Consider the following 15,307-nt stretch of genomic DNA (forward strand, 5'->3'; position numbering starts at 1 on the left):
CAACAGTGCGAACAGGCAAAAGCTATTTGCATAAGCCATCCCCAAACACACGCAAATAAATCGGGCTCGTCCAACAAACGGTTCAGATCGTGGCCGCTTCGCGTCACGATCTAACCTTACTCGTTAGTGCCTGCTAATAACAAGTTCAACACTTATGGCGTACCAGTTCGTATTCGCCGTAATTTCCAAGCAGCAGAAGGTGGTAACGGTACGGATGTGAATACACTGTCTGCGAACTTGAGCTTGATTGCACAAGTTAGTGATTGGGAGTTGACGACAACCGTGGGTCATGGTCAAGAAAAAGGCACGACGCGTATTTATGGCAGTTTCATGCATGATAAATTGCAACAGTATTTGACAGAGGGTAAATACAATCCGTTCGGTGGCAATCACAACTCTGCACAAATTATTAATGAATTGAGTGCCGATCACTACACCAATACTTCAACTGCGACAGATTTCGTCAAATTCAATGCTACAACTGAATTAGGTAAACTCCCTGGCGGCCCTATCGGCGTCGCGGTTGGTGCCGAGTATAAGCGCGAAAAATTGGAATATGATCCATCCCAAGCTTGGCGTGATGGCGCAATTGGTATCTACTCCGTATTGCGTGGTATTAATGGCTCTGAGTCATTGTCTGCAGTCTACGCAGAAGCTAATTTGCCGCTCTTAAAAACTTTGGAAGCCAACGTCGCGGTTCGTCATGATAGATACCAATCGGCTGGTAACACGACGAATCCTAAGGTAGGTATCATTTATCGTCCGTTAGACACACTGATGTTCCGCGGAACTTACAGCACCGCTTTCCGCGCACCGACATTGTCGCAGCAATTCAATGATGGCCGTGGTGGATTTGGTAGTTCTAGAGATCCAAAGCGTTGCTTAGAGGGAAATGTCCATTTTACCCAATCTTGTGATGGTTCAGTGTTATCACTATTGTCTGGTTCGAAAGACTTGAAACCAGAGAACGCCAAAATGTTCAATCTTGGTATGGTCATTGAGCCGATTAAAAATACAAGTTTTGGTTTGACTTACTGGAACATCAAGTGGAATGATCGGGTCGAAAGTTTGGACAATGACACAGTATTGGCTGGTGAAGATGGTCCATACAAAAACAACGTTACTCGTTACCCTATTAGTGATGATGATCGTACCTTCTATGCAGCGTTAAGTGCGGCTGATAAGGCGAAACTGGGTCCATTGGTCGGTAAGTTAAAAGAAGTCCGTGCAGGTTTGATTAATCGTAGTAAAGTCAAAACCGATGGTTTCGATGTTGACGGTAGTATATTGTGGAAGACTGACACGAATGGTAAATTCAAGTTCTTCTCTGAGGCCACTTTCACACGTCATTACGATAGCGTTTTGTTGCCGGATGATCCGTACATCAACTGCCCGAACAATACTGCGTGCGAAGCTGGCGAATACGGTACGCCACGTGTATTGGCAAAAATGGGAGTTAGCTGGGATAGGGCAGACTGGTCGTTGACTACCGTTGCTAATTACACTGGCGCATTTAAAGTCGATCGTTCCCCAACGCTGACTAATAATAGTTATTATGATCAGTATGCTGAAGGATTGAAAATCAGCAGCAGCACTTTGATTGATGTGTCTGGTTCTTACTCTGGTTTTAAAGACTTGACATTGCGTGCAGGTATTAATAATTTGTTCAACAAGGATCCAGCTTTTGATCCAGCAAGTGCATTAGGATATAACTCAAGCTGGGGTAACCCACGCGGACGTTATCTCTACGTGTCTGCTTCTTACCGTTTTAAATAATTCCTAGTGAATTAGCGTAAAAAAACTCCCTGTTCAATGAATTGAACAGGGAGTTTTTTATTTGTGTGGGGCAACGATTATTGATGAAAATAGTTTCAGGTCAAGCTACAAGAAGACTTTGCAAAAATAGTCCAAGCACAGCAAGCAAAAAACGTGCAGCGCGTCAGCTCACTTCCGTTGCCAAGGTCAAGCTACGCAGGTAGATTTTTTGTGGGTATAGCTGTAGATATAGATAACACGTGTATCGAGACATGGTTAACACATTTAAACGGGGATTGTGTGTTTTCGCAAGTCTATTTGCAGTATTTTTGCTTGCAGTAAAACAAATCAAAACACCATCCGTTTGATTCACAGGTCTTACAGCAATAGCTTCTCGATCTAATGCTGTAGATACTTTAATAGATCGCTTCTTAAATTTGATCCATTTCCCCAACCGACTTTGATCACAACATCATTTGGTAAGTATTTCGCTGGCGGCAGACTCCTGAGATAACTGAATGGACTCGATTGATAACGGGTAACCGGCGTTCGAATCTCAATACGTTCATGAGACCGTTCTGTATTGTAAATTTGACGCCACTTATCAAACGCTTTCTGCACTTTTTGCAGATCGGCGAAGTTATTTCCAGAGATAACTTTATTTTTAAGTGTTCTATTGAATTGTTCGATTTTTCTATTCGTTCGAGGGTGAGCTAGACGGCTGTGGTTCATTCGTCAAAGCGTATCCAAAAATACGCTCCTTGATTAATTCACTATCATTTACACAGGGAGTTCGTCATCCTAGTCAATCTGATCAATAGATATGTATATGGGCATTCCATTTTTATAAGGGGCACCATCAGGGCCAATATAAATACCATTTTGTCTTGCAGAAATTATTCCGCCACCGACTGCACAAAGTTCAAATATATTCAGTTCTTGCATAATAAACCTCAAAAAGTAGATTAAAAAATAAAAAATGTCGAAATAGAATTTTCCCGACAACAGCAGTATTGCTAAAAAAAAAATAGTGTGTCAAGCTCTTCCTACTGTTTTAGGCAAATTATTTTTTCATTTCTAATTAACAAGCAAGTCAATCAAGTTTCTACTTCTGACGCAGTTTGCCTCTTATTCCGCCAGCAAGTCATTACTCATCTAAGCAATACGGAACAGTTATCTTCGCTAAATCATGCAGTCATCGTTTTTTTACTGTCCTCTTTGTCTGCCTCACCATCGGTATCGTCAGCTTTTTTTGTGTTGTTTTCTACTACACGTAAAGCGCTAACGTCTGAGGTGTTGTTGCCCAATAGCGGTGTGATCAAAGTGTTGGCGAACCAAAATGGCGTGGTCATTGATAAGTGGGTTAAAGAAGGTGCGAAGGTGAAGGCGGGGGGCGTGTTGTATGTGTTGCGTAGCGAACGTTAAAGTTAAGGTGGCGTTGTGGTGACTGCGATTCAACAACCAAATGCCGCATCTGTCGATGCACAAAAAACTATCTCTGCGATTTTACAAAAACGTCGTGATAACTTTGGCGCGGAACTGAAACAATCCAGCGCACAGGGACAGCAGAAGCTAGGGGATTTGCAAAGAGTTAAAGCGAGTAATCAACGCGAATTGAGTAGCACGGAAGCCGAATTCAATGATGCAAAAATAGCGACGGTGCGTGAACAAGCTGCTTTGCAACGCAGTGCGGCGGCGGGGGAGAACGATTGGCTAGAGAATGAAACACGGCGTGAATTTGTGGTGACGGCGGCACAAGAGGGGATCGTGACGGCGATGACGGCGGAGTAGGGGCAAACGGTGGTGGCGAATCAGGCTTTGCGTCAATTTTGCCCGAAAGTAGTGTTTTGGAAGCGGAGATTTATGTCCCCTTGCGGGCGATTGGTATTGTGAAGCTGGGCATGCAACTGCTGTTGCGATCAGGCTTATCCGTCTCAAAAATTTGGTCAGTATGCTGCTACTGCGGGAAGCAAACCGTGGCCGTAATATATTTCTACTGTTCCTCCATACTTTATTTTTAACTTTGTGCAATGGGAATCATCGTAACTCCTGAATTCAGCATGAGAGACAATGTTCCCGCATTGTGAAGAAAATGTGTCAATGCTGTTGCCGCAAATGCCGTAGATTTTGAAGCATTAGACCATACAATATATATAGCTGAAAGAGTCACTCCACCAATTAATGCTCCTAAAAATGCTGCTATACCTCTGTGTGCATGAAGAAGCGCAAAGGGAATTGTCATAAGGGAAATTGTAAGTAGCAATGGTTTCTCTCTATTGGTTGACCAAGAAAATGGTAGGCTTTGCCATAAGAATGTTTCAAGAAAAGGTGCAATTACTAGTGCACCAATTACCGTGTACCATTCGAGGCCAATTGGTTGCTCTAAATTTTTCGAAAACATGGTGTCAATCAATCCACACGATATGAGCGTGAACATTGCTCCAGTAATTGGGGTTATCAAAAAACAGACTATGCGAAACGCCATGTTAGTTGGAAGCAAAAATAATGTTGTTTTCATTTATATAAAAAGAGTATCACTACGAAGAGTCAAGGGAATTTTTACGGTATTTAGATACAATCAAATTGGATGTATGAGAAGAAATAAAAACCCTTCTATAAAAATAAAAAAAGGGTTTCTTGACTAGCTATAATCACTTATGGCCATCTAATTGGGTCATTTGCGTAGCAGGTCAGTTCAGTGTCGGGTATAGAATCTTGACCCCAACCATCTTTTCCTCCTGCAAGAAACCCATTCCATAAATCAATCACCATGTCGGCTAAAAATAGAAATTTACTCCAATCGGCACCGCTCACACTTTCAATTTCAATTTGATCTAACTCTTTCATCTTTTTACCTTTTTATTTTGTTACAGTTTTATGCACCGTACTGTAGGCCACTTAATAACATGTTATCTTGATCGTCTACGGCTTTTCTCATTTTTGCGCCGGCGCCACACGGCCAGCCAAGGATATAACCCACTGTTTCAAAAAAAACAGAACCACCCACTTCATCCACTTCAATGATATTCAATTCTTGCATAATAAACCTCAAAACGTAAATTAAAAAAACAAAATTGTCGAAATAGAATTATCCCGACAACAGTAGTATTGCTAAAAAAATAGTGTGTCAAGCTCTTTCTACTGTTTTCGATAAATTATTTTTTCATTTCTAATGAGCAAGCAAATTAATCAAAGTCTTACTTCTGAAGCTGTTCGCCCCTTATTTCGCCAGCAAGCCATCACCCATCTCAGCACCAAGCAGTACGGCACGGTCATCCTCGCTAAATCATTTAGTCATCGGTTTTTTACAGCCCTCTTTGTCGCCATCGCCATCGGTATTGTCAGCTTTTTTGTGTTGTTTTCGACCACACGTAAAGCGCAAACGTCTGGGGTGTTGTTGCCCAATAGTGGGGTGGTCAAGGTGGTGTCGATACAAAATGGTGTGGTCATTGATAAGCGGGTTAAAGAAGGACAGAAGGTGAAGGCGGGGGAAGTGTTGTATGTCTTGCGTAGTGAGCGCCAAAGTCAAGGTGGCGCTGCAGTGACTGCGAATCAACAACCTAATGTCGCACCTTTCGATGCACAAAAAACTATCTCTGCGATTTTACAAAAACGTCGTGATAGCTTTGATGCAGAACTGAAACAATCCGGCGCACAGGGACAGCAGAAGCTCGCTGCTTTACAGCAACGTCTTGCTGACCTACGTCAAGAAACGCAGCGTGCCGAGGCGCAGATAGGTTTGCAACAACAGCGTGTGACTTTATCTGAACAGAATTTCAAGCGCTTTAAAGATTTGCAGGCGACCAATTTTATCTCTGCCGCGCAATTGCAAGATCGACAAGCAGAGCTGATTGATCAGCAGCAGCGTTTAGCGGATTTGCGAAGAGTCAAAGCAAGTAATCAAAGAGAATTGAGCAGCACTGAAGCGGAGTTCAATGATGCAAAAATTGCGACCTCGCGTGAACAAGCTGCTTTGCAACGTAGTGCGGCAGGGGTTGAACAAGATTTGCTAGAAAATGAAACACGGCGTGAATTTGTGGTGACAGCGGCGCAGGCGGGGATCGTGACGGCGATGACTGCGGAATTAGGACAAACCGTGGTGGCGAATCAGGCTTTGGCGTCAATTTTGCCCGAAGGTAGTGTTTTGGAAGCGGAGATTTATGCCCCCTCGCGGGCGATAGGTTTTGTGAAACCGGGCATGCAGGTGCAGTTGCGCTATCAAGCTTATCCGTACCAAAAATTTGGTCAGTATGCAGCCACGGTGCGTGAGGTGGCGAGTACGTCCTTGCGCCCTGAAGAGTTGGCCTTGCCCGGTGCGGCAAATGGAGGCAATGGCGAACCTGTGTATCGCATACGCTTGACCTTGGCAAAGCAAGATGTGCTGGCGTATGGTAAGGCTTTGCCTTTGAAATCAGGTATGTTGGTGGACGCCAGTATTTTGCTAGAACAGCGGCGTTTGTATGAGTGGGTGTTGGAGCCTTTGTTTTCTATTTCTGGGCGGATGTAGTTTTTTTGTGGTGACTTATTTGTGCGACGTGTGGGTTGCTGGACTGTACTGAATTTCCGCTGAGAATTTGCTGGAATGACGATGTTTCGTATGTATTGATTATCCGTCCATTTAAATTCTATTCTTCTCTGAACCTCCCTCATCCCCAGCCCTTCTCCCGCTTGCGGGAGAAGGGAGTTTTGTTCCCCGTGTTTGTGAGCATTTGTGTTTCCACTTTTGTTTTTGTTCCTGCTTTTTTTTGAATTAACTTAGCTTATGTCATCACCTCTCTCTCATCTTTCATTTTCTTTCTGGCGCAATCAGCGCTTACCAGTTTTATTGCAAACTGAGGCGGCTGAATGTGGTTTGGCTTGTTTGTCGATGGTAGCCAGTTACTGGGGACATAAAACGGATATCGCTAGTATGCGGCGGCGTTTTTCGGTATCGTTGAAAGGGGTTACTCTCAAGGGTTTGATGGCGATGGCGCAGGGTTTGGCTTTGCAGACACGACCATTAAAACTCGACATGGAGCATTTGCCTGATTTGAAGCTGCCCTGTGTCTTGCATTGGGATATGAATCACTTCGTGGTACTCAAATCTGTCTCAACGACACATGCGGTGATACACGATCCAGCGGTCGGTGAGCGGCGTTTGGCTTTAGCGGAGCTGGCTAAACACTTTACCGGCGTGGCTTTGGAGTTGACGCCGACGGCTGAGTTTAAGCAAAAAGTCGAAGTACAAGATTACTCGTTGCTCTCACTGATGGGACGCGTAATCGGCTTAAAGCGTGGCTTGATTCAGCTATTGCTATTAGGTCTAGCTTTGCAGGTGTGTGCTTTGGTTGCCCCTTTTTATATGCAGTGGCTAGTGGATGAGGCTATGCTGGCTGCGGATCGCGATTTGATTACGGTATTGGGTTGTGGTTTTTTGTTGTTGGTGTTGGTGCAAACCAGTATCGGTGCGGTGCGTTCTTGGGTGACGACAGTGCTGGCAACGAACCTTAATTTTCAGTGGCTGGGTAATGCGTTTGCGCATTTAATGAGATTGCCTTTGCCATATTTTGAGAAACGTCATACTGGCGATATCGTGTCGCGTTTTGGTTCTATCCAAACGATACAGCGCAGTCTGACCACGCAGTTTGTGGAAGGGGTGATTGATGGTGTTTTGGTGATTGGCACCTTTATCATGATGTTGTTGTATAGCCCTAAACTTGCCTTGGTTGCTTGCGTTGCGGTATTGCTCTACATCGTTTTACGCTGGACGATCTTTAAAGCGATACGCGAGGCGACTGCGGAGCAAATTATTCACGCGGCGAAACAGCAAACGCATTTTATGGAGTCAGTGCGTGGGGTGCAAAGTGTCCGCTTGTTCTCGCGTGCCGAAGAGCGTAAGAGTGGTTGAATGAATGCCTTGGTGGATCAATTTAATGCCGAGTTACGCATCGCCAAATTATCGGTATCGTATCAAACCGCGAATCAGTTTTTGTTTGGCGCGGAACGCGTCATCATTATCTGGATGGCGGCGTTGGCGGTATTAGATAATCAGTTCTCGGTCGGTATGCTGTTTGCCTTCATCAGCTATAAAGACCAATTTAGTCAACGCATGGCAAGCTTGGTGGATAAATTATTTGAACTACGTATGATGAAATTACACGGCGAACGTGTTGCAGATATCGTCATGACTGCACCGGAGGAAGAAACGCAAGATGTTGAGATGGATGCAGAACATATCGCGCCGAGAATAGAATTTCGCAATCTTTCCTTTCGCTATGCAGACAGTGAACCGTATGTGTTGAAAGACTTAAATCTCACCATACCTGCATGTCAATGTATCGCAGTCACTGGACCATCGGGTTGCGGTAAAACGACCTTAATGAAACTGCTATTGGGATTACTTGAACCGACTGAAGGTGAAATACTGATCGGCGAAGATAAAACTTCGCTACCACTCAAGCAAATCGGGATGGCGAATTACCGCCAATTGCTCGGAACGGTGATGCAAGACGATAGCTTATTTGCTGGATCAATCTCTGACAATATTTGCTTTTTTGATCCTACACCCAATCAAGAACAAATCGCCGCATGCGCGCAATTAGCGTCGATTCATCCAGAAATCATGGCGATGCCGATGGCCTATAACACGTTGGTTGGCGATATTGGTACTGGCTTATCAGGTGGACAAAAACAAAGGATATTATTGGCGCGCGCACTGTATAAAAATCCTAAGTTGTTGGTACTGGACGAAGCTACCAGTCATCTCGATGTGTGGAATGAGCAAGCGGTCAATGCAGCGATTAAGCAAATTCCGCTCACCCGCGTTATCGTCGCTCATAGGCCTGAAACGATCGCGATGGCTGAGCGGGTTGTGGTTTTACAGCAGGGCGCTATTGTGCAGGATGTGGTGCAAAGCAGTGTAAATGTCGCCCCTGAATCAGCGCCTGCGACTGACATCGCTCAGGGAGATTTGTAGAGCTCGGTCGCTAGATTGGAGGAAGATATCTTATTTCCTCTCCGCGCTAATTAAACTACCAATCTTCGCAGGGTAGATAGGCAATCTTCCGGCGTCTCTCTTCCAAGAAAATAAAACCCGGTTCGCCGCACCGCAGATTCTCCCCTGACAGGCGCCCATGCCGCAACGGGTATGTAATTTGGCATCGCGCCAGTCGGTATGTTTTTTTAATTCTTGATAGCTGACATCTTCACAGCGACACACGATGGTGTCGGCATCACATAATTGTTTAAGCTCGGGGCGTAATGTGAAACTGTGGTGTAAGCGTTTCGCGAAGCTTTGCCATTTTTTGCGTTCCTTGAAATATTTTTGCGCTTTCCTTGTTTGTGCGCTTGCGGCGTATCCGGCGATGCGACCTTCTGCCAGTGCTAGATCAACACCACCTATTCCTGTACCTTCTCCAGCGCAATAGATATTCTCTTGTGTGCTTGCCTGCCATTCGTTGACGACGACTTTTTCATAGCCTACAAGGTCATCGAGCTGGCAATTCAATGCGGCTGCTAGATCGGTATTGGAAATTAATCCATAACCACAGGCGAGGAGATCACAGGGGAGTTCTTGTACTTCTCCCAGTACGGATACCGTGGCGCTTCCGACTTGCGCTATGGTCGAATTTAATGCTTCAGATTTAACTCGAGCATGAGCGCTCATCACATAACTATCTGCGTGGTAAATTACTTCTTTTAAGCGACGTCCAAGCTGTACGACTTGCGAGATTTTGCTGGGCGTAGCTAATAAGCCTAAGGCGAAACGGCTGAGTGAGCTAAATTTTGCTTGTTCCAAAATATGCGTGACTTCGGCGTCTCGTTCTATCAAGCTCGCGGCGACGGCCAATAACAGAGGACCTGTCCCTGCGACGATCACGCGTTTACCTGCCACCGGATAACCAGCTTTCGACAAAGCTTGTAAACCACCAGCGCCAGTGACACCAGCAAGTGTCCAGCCGGGGAAGGGGACTAAGAGTTCTCGTGCGCCGGTGCACAAGATGATTTTCTTTGCGTTGAAGACTTGTGCGCCGACTTGCCTTTCTGATGTGCTTTGAACTTCAATCGTGACTTGAATCGCGTCGCCCTTTTCCTGTTGGCAGGCATGAATGACTTTCGATTGAAAGTGAAAACGTACGTTGTCGCAATCATTGAGCGTATTCCATAAGTCTAGCGCTCTTGTATCGGTTTGCGTGTGAGCACCACCGCGCCAAATCTGCCCGCCAGACATAAAATTGTCATCAATGATGTCTATCTGCAAACCAGATTCTGCCGCAGATGCAGCTGCCGCTAGACCCGCCGGACCGGCACCGATGATGAGAATATCTGTGTTCACGCTAACGCTCCGGTTTGGATGTCCATGTGATTTGCGATTAAGGTTTGACAGGCCAATTGATGACGTTGATTATTGATACTGACTCGACATTCTTGGCATACGCCCATACCACAGAGAGGGGCGCGCGCCATTCCAGTCACTGATTGACGTGTGCTAAGTACCTCGCATAGCGCGAGTGCTGCCGCCACACTAATACCGGGTTCTACCTGATGTGGTTGGCCGTTGATCGTGATGCTGATCTTTGCGGCGGTAGCTCGGTCATTGTTCGAATTGCTCAGCTTAGGTGATTTCATATGCGCGTCGTGTTGTTAGTCAAATTGGCCTGAATTGTGCTGATTAGATTAATTTAGTGTTGCGATAGATTGCGTGATGGCCAATAGGGTTCGACCGCGATTTTGCTAGTTTGTTGGCAGATTTGATTTTTGAGAAGTTCAGCAGTAGCCATCGAAGTTGTAATACCTAAGCCTTCGTGCCCGGTCGCCATCCATACATTTTTGCGACTCGGATGTGGCCCAATATAGGGCAAGCCGTCGGGCGTCGCAGCACGAAACCCAGTCCAAGCGCGTATCGCTTTTAGATTGTCGAGAGCCGGTACATAGCTAGTCGCCTGCGCTAACATTTTGCTGAGAATGTTGGTATCGATTTCTTTGTGCGTGATATCAAATTGGCGCGATGAGCCTATGAAAACTTGTCCGGTTGGGCGCGGTTGCAAATTAAAGGCGACTGAATCGCCATCCGATGCATGAGCGCTTTTGATATAGCCTAATTCCACCAATTGATGCTGAATAAAATTGGGGTAGCGATCAGTAATTAAGAGATGACCTTTTTTGTAGCGCAAGGGTAGGTCGTTAATTAGTTGTGTTGAAGCGATACCGTTAGCGACGATCACATGCTTTGCAAATAGTTGACTACCGTCGAATAAAAGGACGCCGCCATCGATCAGTTCACTGACACTGCCACGATGGTGTATCGCGTTACCGGGTTTGGTAGTCAATGCCCTGTCCAGTAAAATTTGTGCGCTCTTTGGTGGATAGACCAGGGCATCTTGTTTGACCAATAAACCGCCTGCTAATCCTGCGCGTAATTGTGGTTCGAGTTGGCGCAATTGTGTTGCGCTTAATAATTCGGCGGCGATATCATGCGCTTGCAGAATATTGAGTTTTGCTCGCGCGGCTTCCATTTCTTCTTCATCGGCAGCGACCCAGATCGTGCCGCATTGGCTGTATTCGTGCTTGCTTGATAAACGTACATCGTCGGTCACTAGTTCTCGCCATAATTCTAGGGAGTAACTACTCAGCGCCAGTTCTGCAGGATTGTCATCCATCACGACTAGATGCCCCATGCCCGCAGCGGTTGTGCCACCGCCAATAGTGCCGGGTTCGATCAGGCAGAGCTTGACACCCGCTTGGGCGAGTGCTGCTGCGCAGGCGCAGCCTATGATGCCGCCGCCGATAATGATGACGTCGTAGGATTCTTGCTTGCTCATTACCAGAATTCCTTAGCGTATGCCGTAGACGAAGGGGTCGCGCTCATCGAGTATTAAAGTGGACTCTGCGTTAACGTATGCCGTGCCGCGCAACGTTGGGTGAATTTTCCCCTTCTCTTGACTTGCTTGGAAGCTACCTTCAAATACGCTACCTATGATACTTTCTTGACGCCAGATTTCACCAGCTTTGAGTTTGCCATCAGCGGCGAGGCAGGCTAGTTTTGCGCTAGTGCCTGTGCCGCATGGCGAACGATCATATGCCTTGCCCGGACAAAGTACAAAATTCTGACTGTCATTTTCAGGCGAGGAAGGCGGTGCAAATAACTCTATGTGATCAATTTCTCCACCATTGTCGCCTGTAATACCGGCGGCATTGAGTGCTTCACGTACGCGCCAAGCAAAACTGGTCAGTGCTTCGACGTTTGCCAGACGCATATCTTGACCATGTTCAGCGACTAAAAAAAACCAATTGCCGCCCCATGCTACGTCACCCGTCACTGGACCGTGCCCCTCGACTTCTATTGTTACCGCATGCTTGGCGCGGTAGGCGGGTACGTTGTGTACGGTAACGCTGTGGTCATCATGTAGCTCCACTGACACCGCACCGACAGGCGTATCAATTTTGTGCTGCCCGACTTTTAAAACGCCTTGATATGCCAGCATAGCGACTAGGCCTATGGTGCCATGTCCGCACATTCCCAGATAACCAACATTATTGAAGAAAATAACGCCGACTGAGCAAGAAGGGTCATGTGGGGGGCAAAGCAATGCACCAACTAAAACATCAGAACCACGTGGTTCGCAAACTACTGCGCTACGTATATGGTCGAATTTTTCTTTAAATATTTTAACGCGTTCAGATAGTGGGCCAGCGCCTAGGTCAGGGCCACCATCAACGATCAAGCGGGTAGGCTCGCCACCCGTATGTGAATCAATAATCTGAATTTTTTTGACGGCTGTGTTCATGGTTAGCTCTCTGTTTTTACTGCAATGCGAGGGATAGGCTTGAATCGTAGTAAAGCAGTGTAACGAACTGAGTTAGTGCCGTCTTGCTTTTTTATAGTTTATCGAATGCCGAAATCAGCATAGTTGAGTCTACCCATTTTACTTGTTGTAAAAAGAGACGCTTATTTTATGATTAACTATGGGAGCTATCAGGAATTTCACTTAAAAATCGGAGGAACTAAAGCGCTTTAAAATGTTCTTACTTCTTATTCCTCACTCAGTAGATAACACATGATGATAGATTTTAGAAGTGATACCGTAACTCGACCTACAGCCGCGATGCGGACAGTGATGGCAAACGCCGAAGTCGGCGACGATGTGTATGGTGATGATCCTAGTGTGAATGCATTAGAAGAAAAGATGGCTCATTTGACCGGGAAAGAGACGGCCATGCTGGTGCCTAGCGGTACCCAAAGTAATTTGATTGCTTTGCTCACGCATTGTGGACGCGGAGATGAGTACATCGTCGGACAAAATTATCATACTTATTTATATGAATCCGGTGGTGCTGCCAGTCTCGGCAGTATCGTGCCGCAACCGATACCCGTAGAGGCTGATGGTAGCCTAGATTTGAATAAAATTACGGCGGTGATTAAACCTCATGATGTTCATTACGCGCGTTCCAAATTATTGAGCTTAGAAAATACTCATTCAGGCAAGGTGCTGAGTAATAATTATTTGAAGGCTGCGATTGCCTTGGCTCGATCTCATCAGATGGCAGCCCATCTTGACGGTGCACGCGTGTTCAACGCGGCGGTTGCGCAGCAATTGGCTGTGCACGAAATCACGGCACCTTTTGATACGGTATCGGTGTGTTGCTCAAAAGGCTTAGGTGCTCCTATCGGTAGCCTTTTGTGTGGACCGCGTGATTTTATTTTGCAGGCTCGTCGTTGGCGAAAAATGGTAGGTGGCGGTATGCGTCAGGCTGGCATTATTGCAGCAGCGATTGACTATGCGCTAGATCATCATGTCGAACGTTTGGCGCAAGATCATGCAATCGCATTGAGCTTGCAACACGAGTTAAGCCAAATTGCCGAATTGAAAGTGGAAGCCGCGCATACTAATATGCTTTACATTGAATTCGCGTCACAAGAAATCGGTTTGCGAGCAGGTAGTTATTTGCGAGAACGTGGCATTTTGATTTCAGCAGGTAAGCGCGTTCGCTTGGTCACGCACTTAGATATCACAACTAACGATGCTGAAAATTTTGTGCAGGCTGTGAAGCAATTTTTCCATACTTCATAATTTTCATACTGCATAACAAAGACAAAGTTTGTCAGTGCCTGATGTGTCCTCAACCATGGCCTAATTAATTCCACATGTGAGGCACTGACAGTAAAATCTTGCAGGCTCAATAGTGCATACGTTTAGTTTGTATCACACTACTAAGTCCACTTGTTGCATCGTCTTCGCTTTACCATCTTCGGTCAACCACAACCCCGAAGCGCGTAGTTGCCCATCGCTCTGATTTTGAGAATTTTTAAGCTCGAATGGTGTGCTGACATTGCCTAAATAGAGTGCCCCAACATTGGCTTGCTTTAGACTTTGTAACTGGTCTTTACCACTGCCGTCTTTGGTCCATACTTGTAGTTTCTGATAGACGGCATCGTTCTCATCTATCCAGTGATTGCCATCGCTATCGTAGGCTGCTAATTCGGCAAAACCATTGCCGGTGCCGGGACCAAATAATTCCGATCCATCGTTGATTTTGCCATCGCCGTTTTTATCGAATGCCAGAAAACCTGAGCCTTGCACAAAGGAGATGTTTTCTTTTTTGCCGTCAGCATTGAGATCAAAAGCAAATTTTTGCGAGGTGAGTTGCGCGCTATTACCGGAAAAATTGAGTATCAGTGGGTCCACTTTTTTCGCATCGCCGAGACGTATCTGTTCACTACTTTCTTCGTGATAGCTGCGTTGTAAATTAAAACTGAGATTAAATTCTATCGTCTTATTATCTGCCGTGGTGATGGTGCCGCTGGCTTGGAAACTACTTTGTTCGGTCTCTGTATAGGAGCTATGTCGTTCAATTTCGACTCCCCAGCCGGCACGTTTTGTTGCTGGTGGGGCGGCTGCAGGTGTTGCTTGTGGTGAATCTGTGTTTGCAGCGGCGGGAGGGCAAGCACTAGCGCCACTCGCTTTCATGTCGGCTGTACTCAAGGTCGTTATTTTGCGACCTGTCAGCAGTTCAACTAGATACTTAATGAATGCATAGCGTGGATCTTTCGCGATCTCATCATCGATGTTTGTAATGGCTTGAGCTTCTTGTGTTTGCGCTGATTTTGCCGCATCAGAGAGTTGTACCTGATCGCTCTGCGCAGCTGATGATGTTGGTCGATTTTCTATCAGGTTGTTGCGGCGACCCTCGAAGTCGGGGCGCTGATCACCTATCCATGCACGCATTTTTTCTTGCGTCTCTAGTCGTTTGCTTGCACTGTAATTGCCTTGTAGTTGAATATCCGAAGTGGCGATTTTCATGGCAGTATCCTGTTAGCGTATTTTCAGTTAAGAGTGAATTGAGTGAAGCGTGCAAGCAGATGGCATTGAGTGTTTTACTTGAGCTTTCATTTAGTGAAGTAACGGAGCTTTATTAAAAAGCTTGATTTGTTTGTTTAGATAGATTCATCGTAAAAAGTGTTATGGACTGCCTATTTTTGATCTGTAGCGTTGCCGATGAAATGTAGGGTGTGGTGTAAATAATATTTTTGATGTTGAAAGGGGTAGGGACGTCGTATACGTCGTTTATCAAA

17 protein-coding genes are annotated in these 15,307 nt (G+C 45.8%); 7 read left to right on the top strand and 10 right to left on the bottom strand.

The window, feature by feature from the left end; translation table 11 throughout:
* Positions 1 to 126: 126 nt before the first annotated feature.
* Entirely contained in the window at positions 127 to 1,776 is a 1,650-nt protein-coding gene (locus ACFFJH_RS00010; protein ID WP_390209195.1) for a TonB-dependent receptor domain-containing protein, read from the top strand.
* A 378-nt stretch (positions 1,777 to 2,154) separates the two neighbouring features.
* On the opposite strand, the gene ACFFJH_RS00015 is transcribed toward ACFFJH_RS00010, so the two are convergent.
* On the bottom strand, positions 2,155 to 2,487 hold the full coding sequence (locus ACFFJH_RS00015) for an integrase core domain-containing protein (RefSeq protein ID WP_390209196.1): 333 nt from the start codon (positions 2,485 to 2,487) through the stop codon (positions 2,155 to 2,157).
* A 69-nt stretch (positions 2,488 to 2,556) separates the two neighbouring features.
* Complete coding sequence (locus ACFFJH_RS00020; RefSeq protein WP_390209197.1) at positions 2,557 to 2,700, bottom strand: hypothetical protein; 144 nt, start codon at positions 2,698 to 2,700, stop codon at positions 2,557 to 2,559.
* Between the two features lie 87 nt (positions 2,701 to 2,787).
* Here ACFFJH_RS00020 and ACFFJH_RS00025 point away from each other — a divergent pair, with 87 nt between their 5' ends.
* Entirely contained in the window at positions 2,788 to 3,180 is a 393-nt protein-coding gene (locus ACFFJH_RS00025) for a hypothetical protein (protein WP_390209198.1), read from the top strand.
* 18 nt (positions 3,181 to 3,198) lie between these two features.
* A complete protein-coding gene (locus tag ACFFJH_RS00030) occupies positions 3,199 to 3,546 on the top strand; it encodes a hypothetical protein (RefSeq protein ID WP_390209199.1) in 348 nt (115 codons plus the stop codon).
* Between the two features lie 226 nt (positions 3,547 to 3,772).
* Here the strand turns inward: ACFFJH_RS00030 and ACFFJH_RS00035 are convergent, their stop codons facing one another.
* The 3 genes from ACFFJH_RS00035 to ACFFJH_RS00045 form a co-directional block, all read right to left on the bottom strand.
* Positions 3,773 to 4,156 carry a CPBP family intramembrane glutamic endopeptidase gene (locus ACFFJH_RS00035; protein ID WP_390209200.1) on the bottom strand — a complete coding sequence of 128 codons (384 nt, stop codon included), beginning with the start codon at positions 4,154 to 4,156 and terminating at the stop codon, positions 3,773 to 3,775.
* 254 nt (positions 4,157 to 4,410) lie between these two features.
* Positions 4,411 to 4,602, bottom strand: a complete 192-nt coding sequence (locus ACFFJH_RS00040) for a hypothetical protein (RefSeq protein ID WP_390209202.1) — start codon at positions 4,600 to 4,602, stop codon at positions 4,411 to 4,413.
* A 28-nt stretch (positions 4,603 to 4,630) separates the two neighbouring features.
* On the bottom strand, positions 4,631 to 4,795 hold the full coding sequence (locus ACFFJH_RS00045) for a hypothetical protein (protein WP_390209203.1): 165 nt from the start codon (positions 4,793 to 4,795) through the stop codon (positions 4,631 to 4,633).
* A 132-nt stretch (positions 4,796 to 4,927) separates the two neighbouring features.
* On the opposite strand from ACFFJH_RS00045, the gene ACFFJH_RS00050 reads away from it, so the two are divergent.
* The 3 genes from ACFFJH_RS00050 (at position 4,928) to ACFFJH_RS00060 (ending at position 8,710) form a co-directional block, all read left to right on the top strand.
* Positions 4,928 to 6,262, top strand: coding sequence for an HlyD family secretion protein (locus ACFFJH_RS00050; protein ID WP_390209204.1), 1,335 nt, complete (start codon positions 4,928 to 4,930; stop codon positions 6,260 to 6,262).
* Positions 6,263 to 6,517: 255 nt separating this feature from the next.
* The gene (locus ACFFJH_RS00055; protein ID WP_390209206.1) at positions 6,518 to 7,642 is read left to right on the top strand and encodes a peptidase domain-containing ABC transporter; all 1,125 of its coding nucleotides are present in this window, start codon (positions 6,518 to 6,520) and stop codon (positions 7,640 to 7,642) included.
* Positions 7,643 to 8,710, top strand: a complete 1,068-nt coding sequence (locus tag ACFFJH_RS00060) for a peptidase domain-containing ABC transporter (RefSeq protein WP_390209208.1) — start codon at positions 7,643 to 7,645, stop codon at positions 8,708 to 8,710.
* Positions 8,711 to 8,740: 30 nt separating this feature from the next.
* Here ACFFJH_RS00060 and ACFFJH_RS00065 read toward each other — a convergent pair whose 3' ends face one another.
* From ACFFJH_RS00065 to ACFFJH_RS00080, 4 genes are read right to left on the bottom strand one after another with little or no spacing between them, the layout of a single operon-like run.
* Positions 8,741 to 10,069, bottom strand: coding sequence for an FAD-dependent oxidoreductase (locus tag ACFFJH_RS00065; RefSeq protein ID WP_390209210.1), 1,329 nt, complete (start codon positions 10,067 to 10,069; stop codon positions 8,741 to 8,743).
* Positions 10,066 to 10,362 (bottom strand): (2Fe-2S)-binding protein, encoded by a 297-nt coding sequence (locus tag ACFFJH_RS00070; RefSeq protein WP_390209212.1) that lies wholly within the window; start codon positions 10,360 to 10,362, stop codon positions 10,066 to 10,068. The genes ACFFJH_RS00065 and ACFFJH_RS00070 overlap by 4 nt, the downstream gene beginning before the upstream one ends.
* Positions 10,363 to 10,415: 53 nt before the next feature.
* Positions 10,416 to 11,555, bottom strand: a complete 1,140-nt coding sequence (locus ACFFJH_RS00075; RefSeq protein WP_390209213.1) for an NAD(P)/FAD-dependent oxidoreductase — start codon at positions 11,553 to 11,555, stop codon at positions 10,416 to 10,418.
* Positions 11,556 to 11,567: 12 nt separating this feature from the next.
* Entirely contained in the window at positions 11,568 to 12,521 is a 954-nt protein-coding gene (locus tag ACFFJH_RS00080) for a 4-hydroxyproline epimerase (protein WP_390209214.1), read from the bottom strand.
* 273 nt (positions 12,522 to 12,794) lie between these two features.
* Here ACFFJH_RS00080 and ltaE point away from each other — a divergent pair, with 273 nt between their 5' ends.
* Positions 12,795 to 13,805: a low-specificity L-threonine aldolase gene (gene ltaE / locus ACFFJH_RS00085; RefSeq protein WP_390209864.1), complete on the top strand. Its 1,011-nt coding sequence runs from the start codon at positions 12,795 to 12,797 to the stop codon at positions 13,803 to 13,805.
* Between the two features lie 132 nt (positions 13,806 to 13,937).
* Here the strand turns inward: ltaE and ACFFJH_RS00090 are convergent, their stop codons facing one another.
* Complete coding sequence (locus ACFFJH_RS00090; protein WP_390209216.1) at positions 13,938 to 15,035, bottom strand: hypothetical protein; 1,098 nt, start codon at positions 15,033 to 15,035, stop codon at positions 13,938 to 13,940.
* Between the last annotated feature and the right edge of the window lie 272 nt (positions 15,036 to 15,307).

Source organism: Affinundibacterium danionis, assembly GCF_042432465.1.
GTDB classification, from domain to species: domain Bacteria; phylum Pseudomonadota; class Gammaproteobacteria; order Burkholderiales; family Burkholderiaceae_D; genus Undibacterium; species Undibacterium danionis.

What these genes read in the sequence shown, in the direction of transcription:
- ACFFJH_RS00015 (WP_390209196.1), bottom strand. Translation starts at nt 2,487, where the DNA reads ATGAACCACAGCCGTCTAGCTCACCCTCGAACGAATAGAAAAATCGAA.
- ACFFJH_RS00020 (WP_390209197.1), bottom strand. Translation starts at nt 2,700, where the DNA reads ATGCAAGAACTGAATATATTTGAACTTTGTGCAGTCGGTGGCGGAATA.
- ACFFJH_RS00035 (WP_390209200.1), bottom strand. Translation starts at nt 4,156, where the DNA reads ATGTTTTCGAAAAATTTAGAGCAACCAATTGGCCTCGAATGGTACACG.
- ACFFJH_RS00040 (WP_390209202.1), bottom strand. Translation starts at nt 4,602, where the DNA reads ATGAAAGAGTTAGATCAAATTGAAATTGAAAGTGTGAGCGGTGCCGAT.
- ACFFJH_RS00045 (WP_390209203.1), bottom strand. Translation starts at nt 4,795, where the DNA reads ATGCAAGAATTGAATATCATTGAAGTGGATGAAGTGGGTGGTTCTGTT.
- ACFFJH_RS00050 (WP_390209204.1), top strand. Translation starts at nt 4,928, where the DNA reads ATGAGCAAGCAAATTAATCAAAGTCTTACTTCTGAAGCTGTTCGCCCC.
- ACFFJH_RS00055 (WP_390209206.1), top strand. Translation starts at nt 6,518, where the DNA reads ATGTCATCACCTCTCTCTCATCTTTCATTTTCTTTCTGGCGCAATCAG.
- ACFFJH_RS00060 (WP_390209208.1), top strand. Translation starts at nt 7,643, where the DNA reads ATGAATGCCTTGGTGGATCAATTTAATGCCGAGTTACGCATCGCCAAA.
- ACFFJH_RS00070 (WP_390209212.1), bottom strand. Translation starts at nt 10,362, where the DNA reads ATGAAATCACCTAAGCTGAGCAATTCGAACAATGACCGAGCTACCGCC.
- ACFFJH_RS00075 (WP_390209213.1), bottom strand. Translation starts at nt 11,555, where the DNA reads ATGAGCAAGCAAGAATCCTACGACGTCATCATTATCGGCGGCGGCATC.
- ACFFJH_RS00080 (WP_390209214.1), bottom strand. Translation starts at nt 12,521, where the DNA reads ATGAACACAGCCGTCAAAAAAATTCAGATTATTGATTCACATACGGGT.
- ltaE (WP_390209864.1), top strand. Translation starts at nt 12,795, where the DNA reads ATGATAGATTTTAGAAGTGATACCGTAACTCGACCTACAGCCGCGATG.
- ACFFJH_RS00090 (WP_390209216.1), bottom strand. Translation starts at nt 15,035, where the DNA reads ATGAAAATCGCCACTTCGGATATTCAACTACAAGGCAATTACAGTGCA.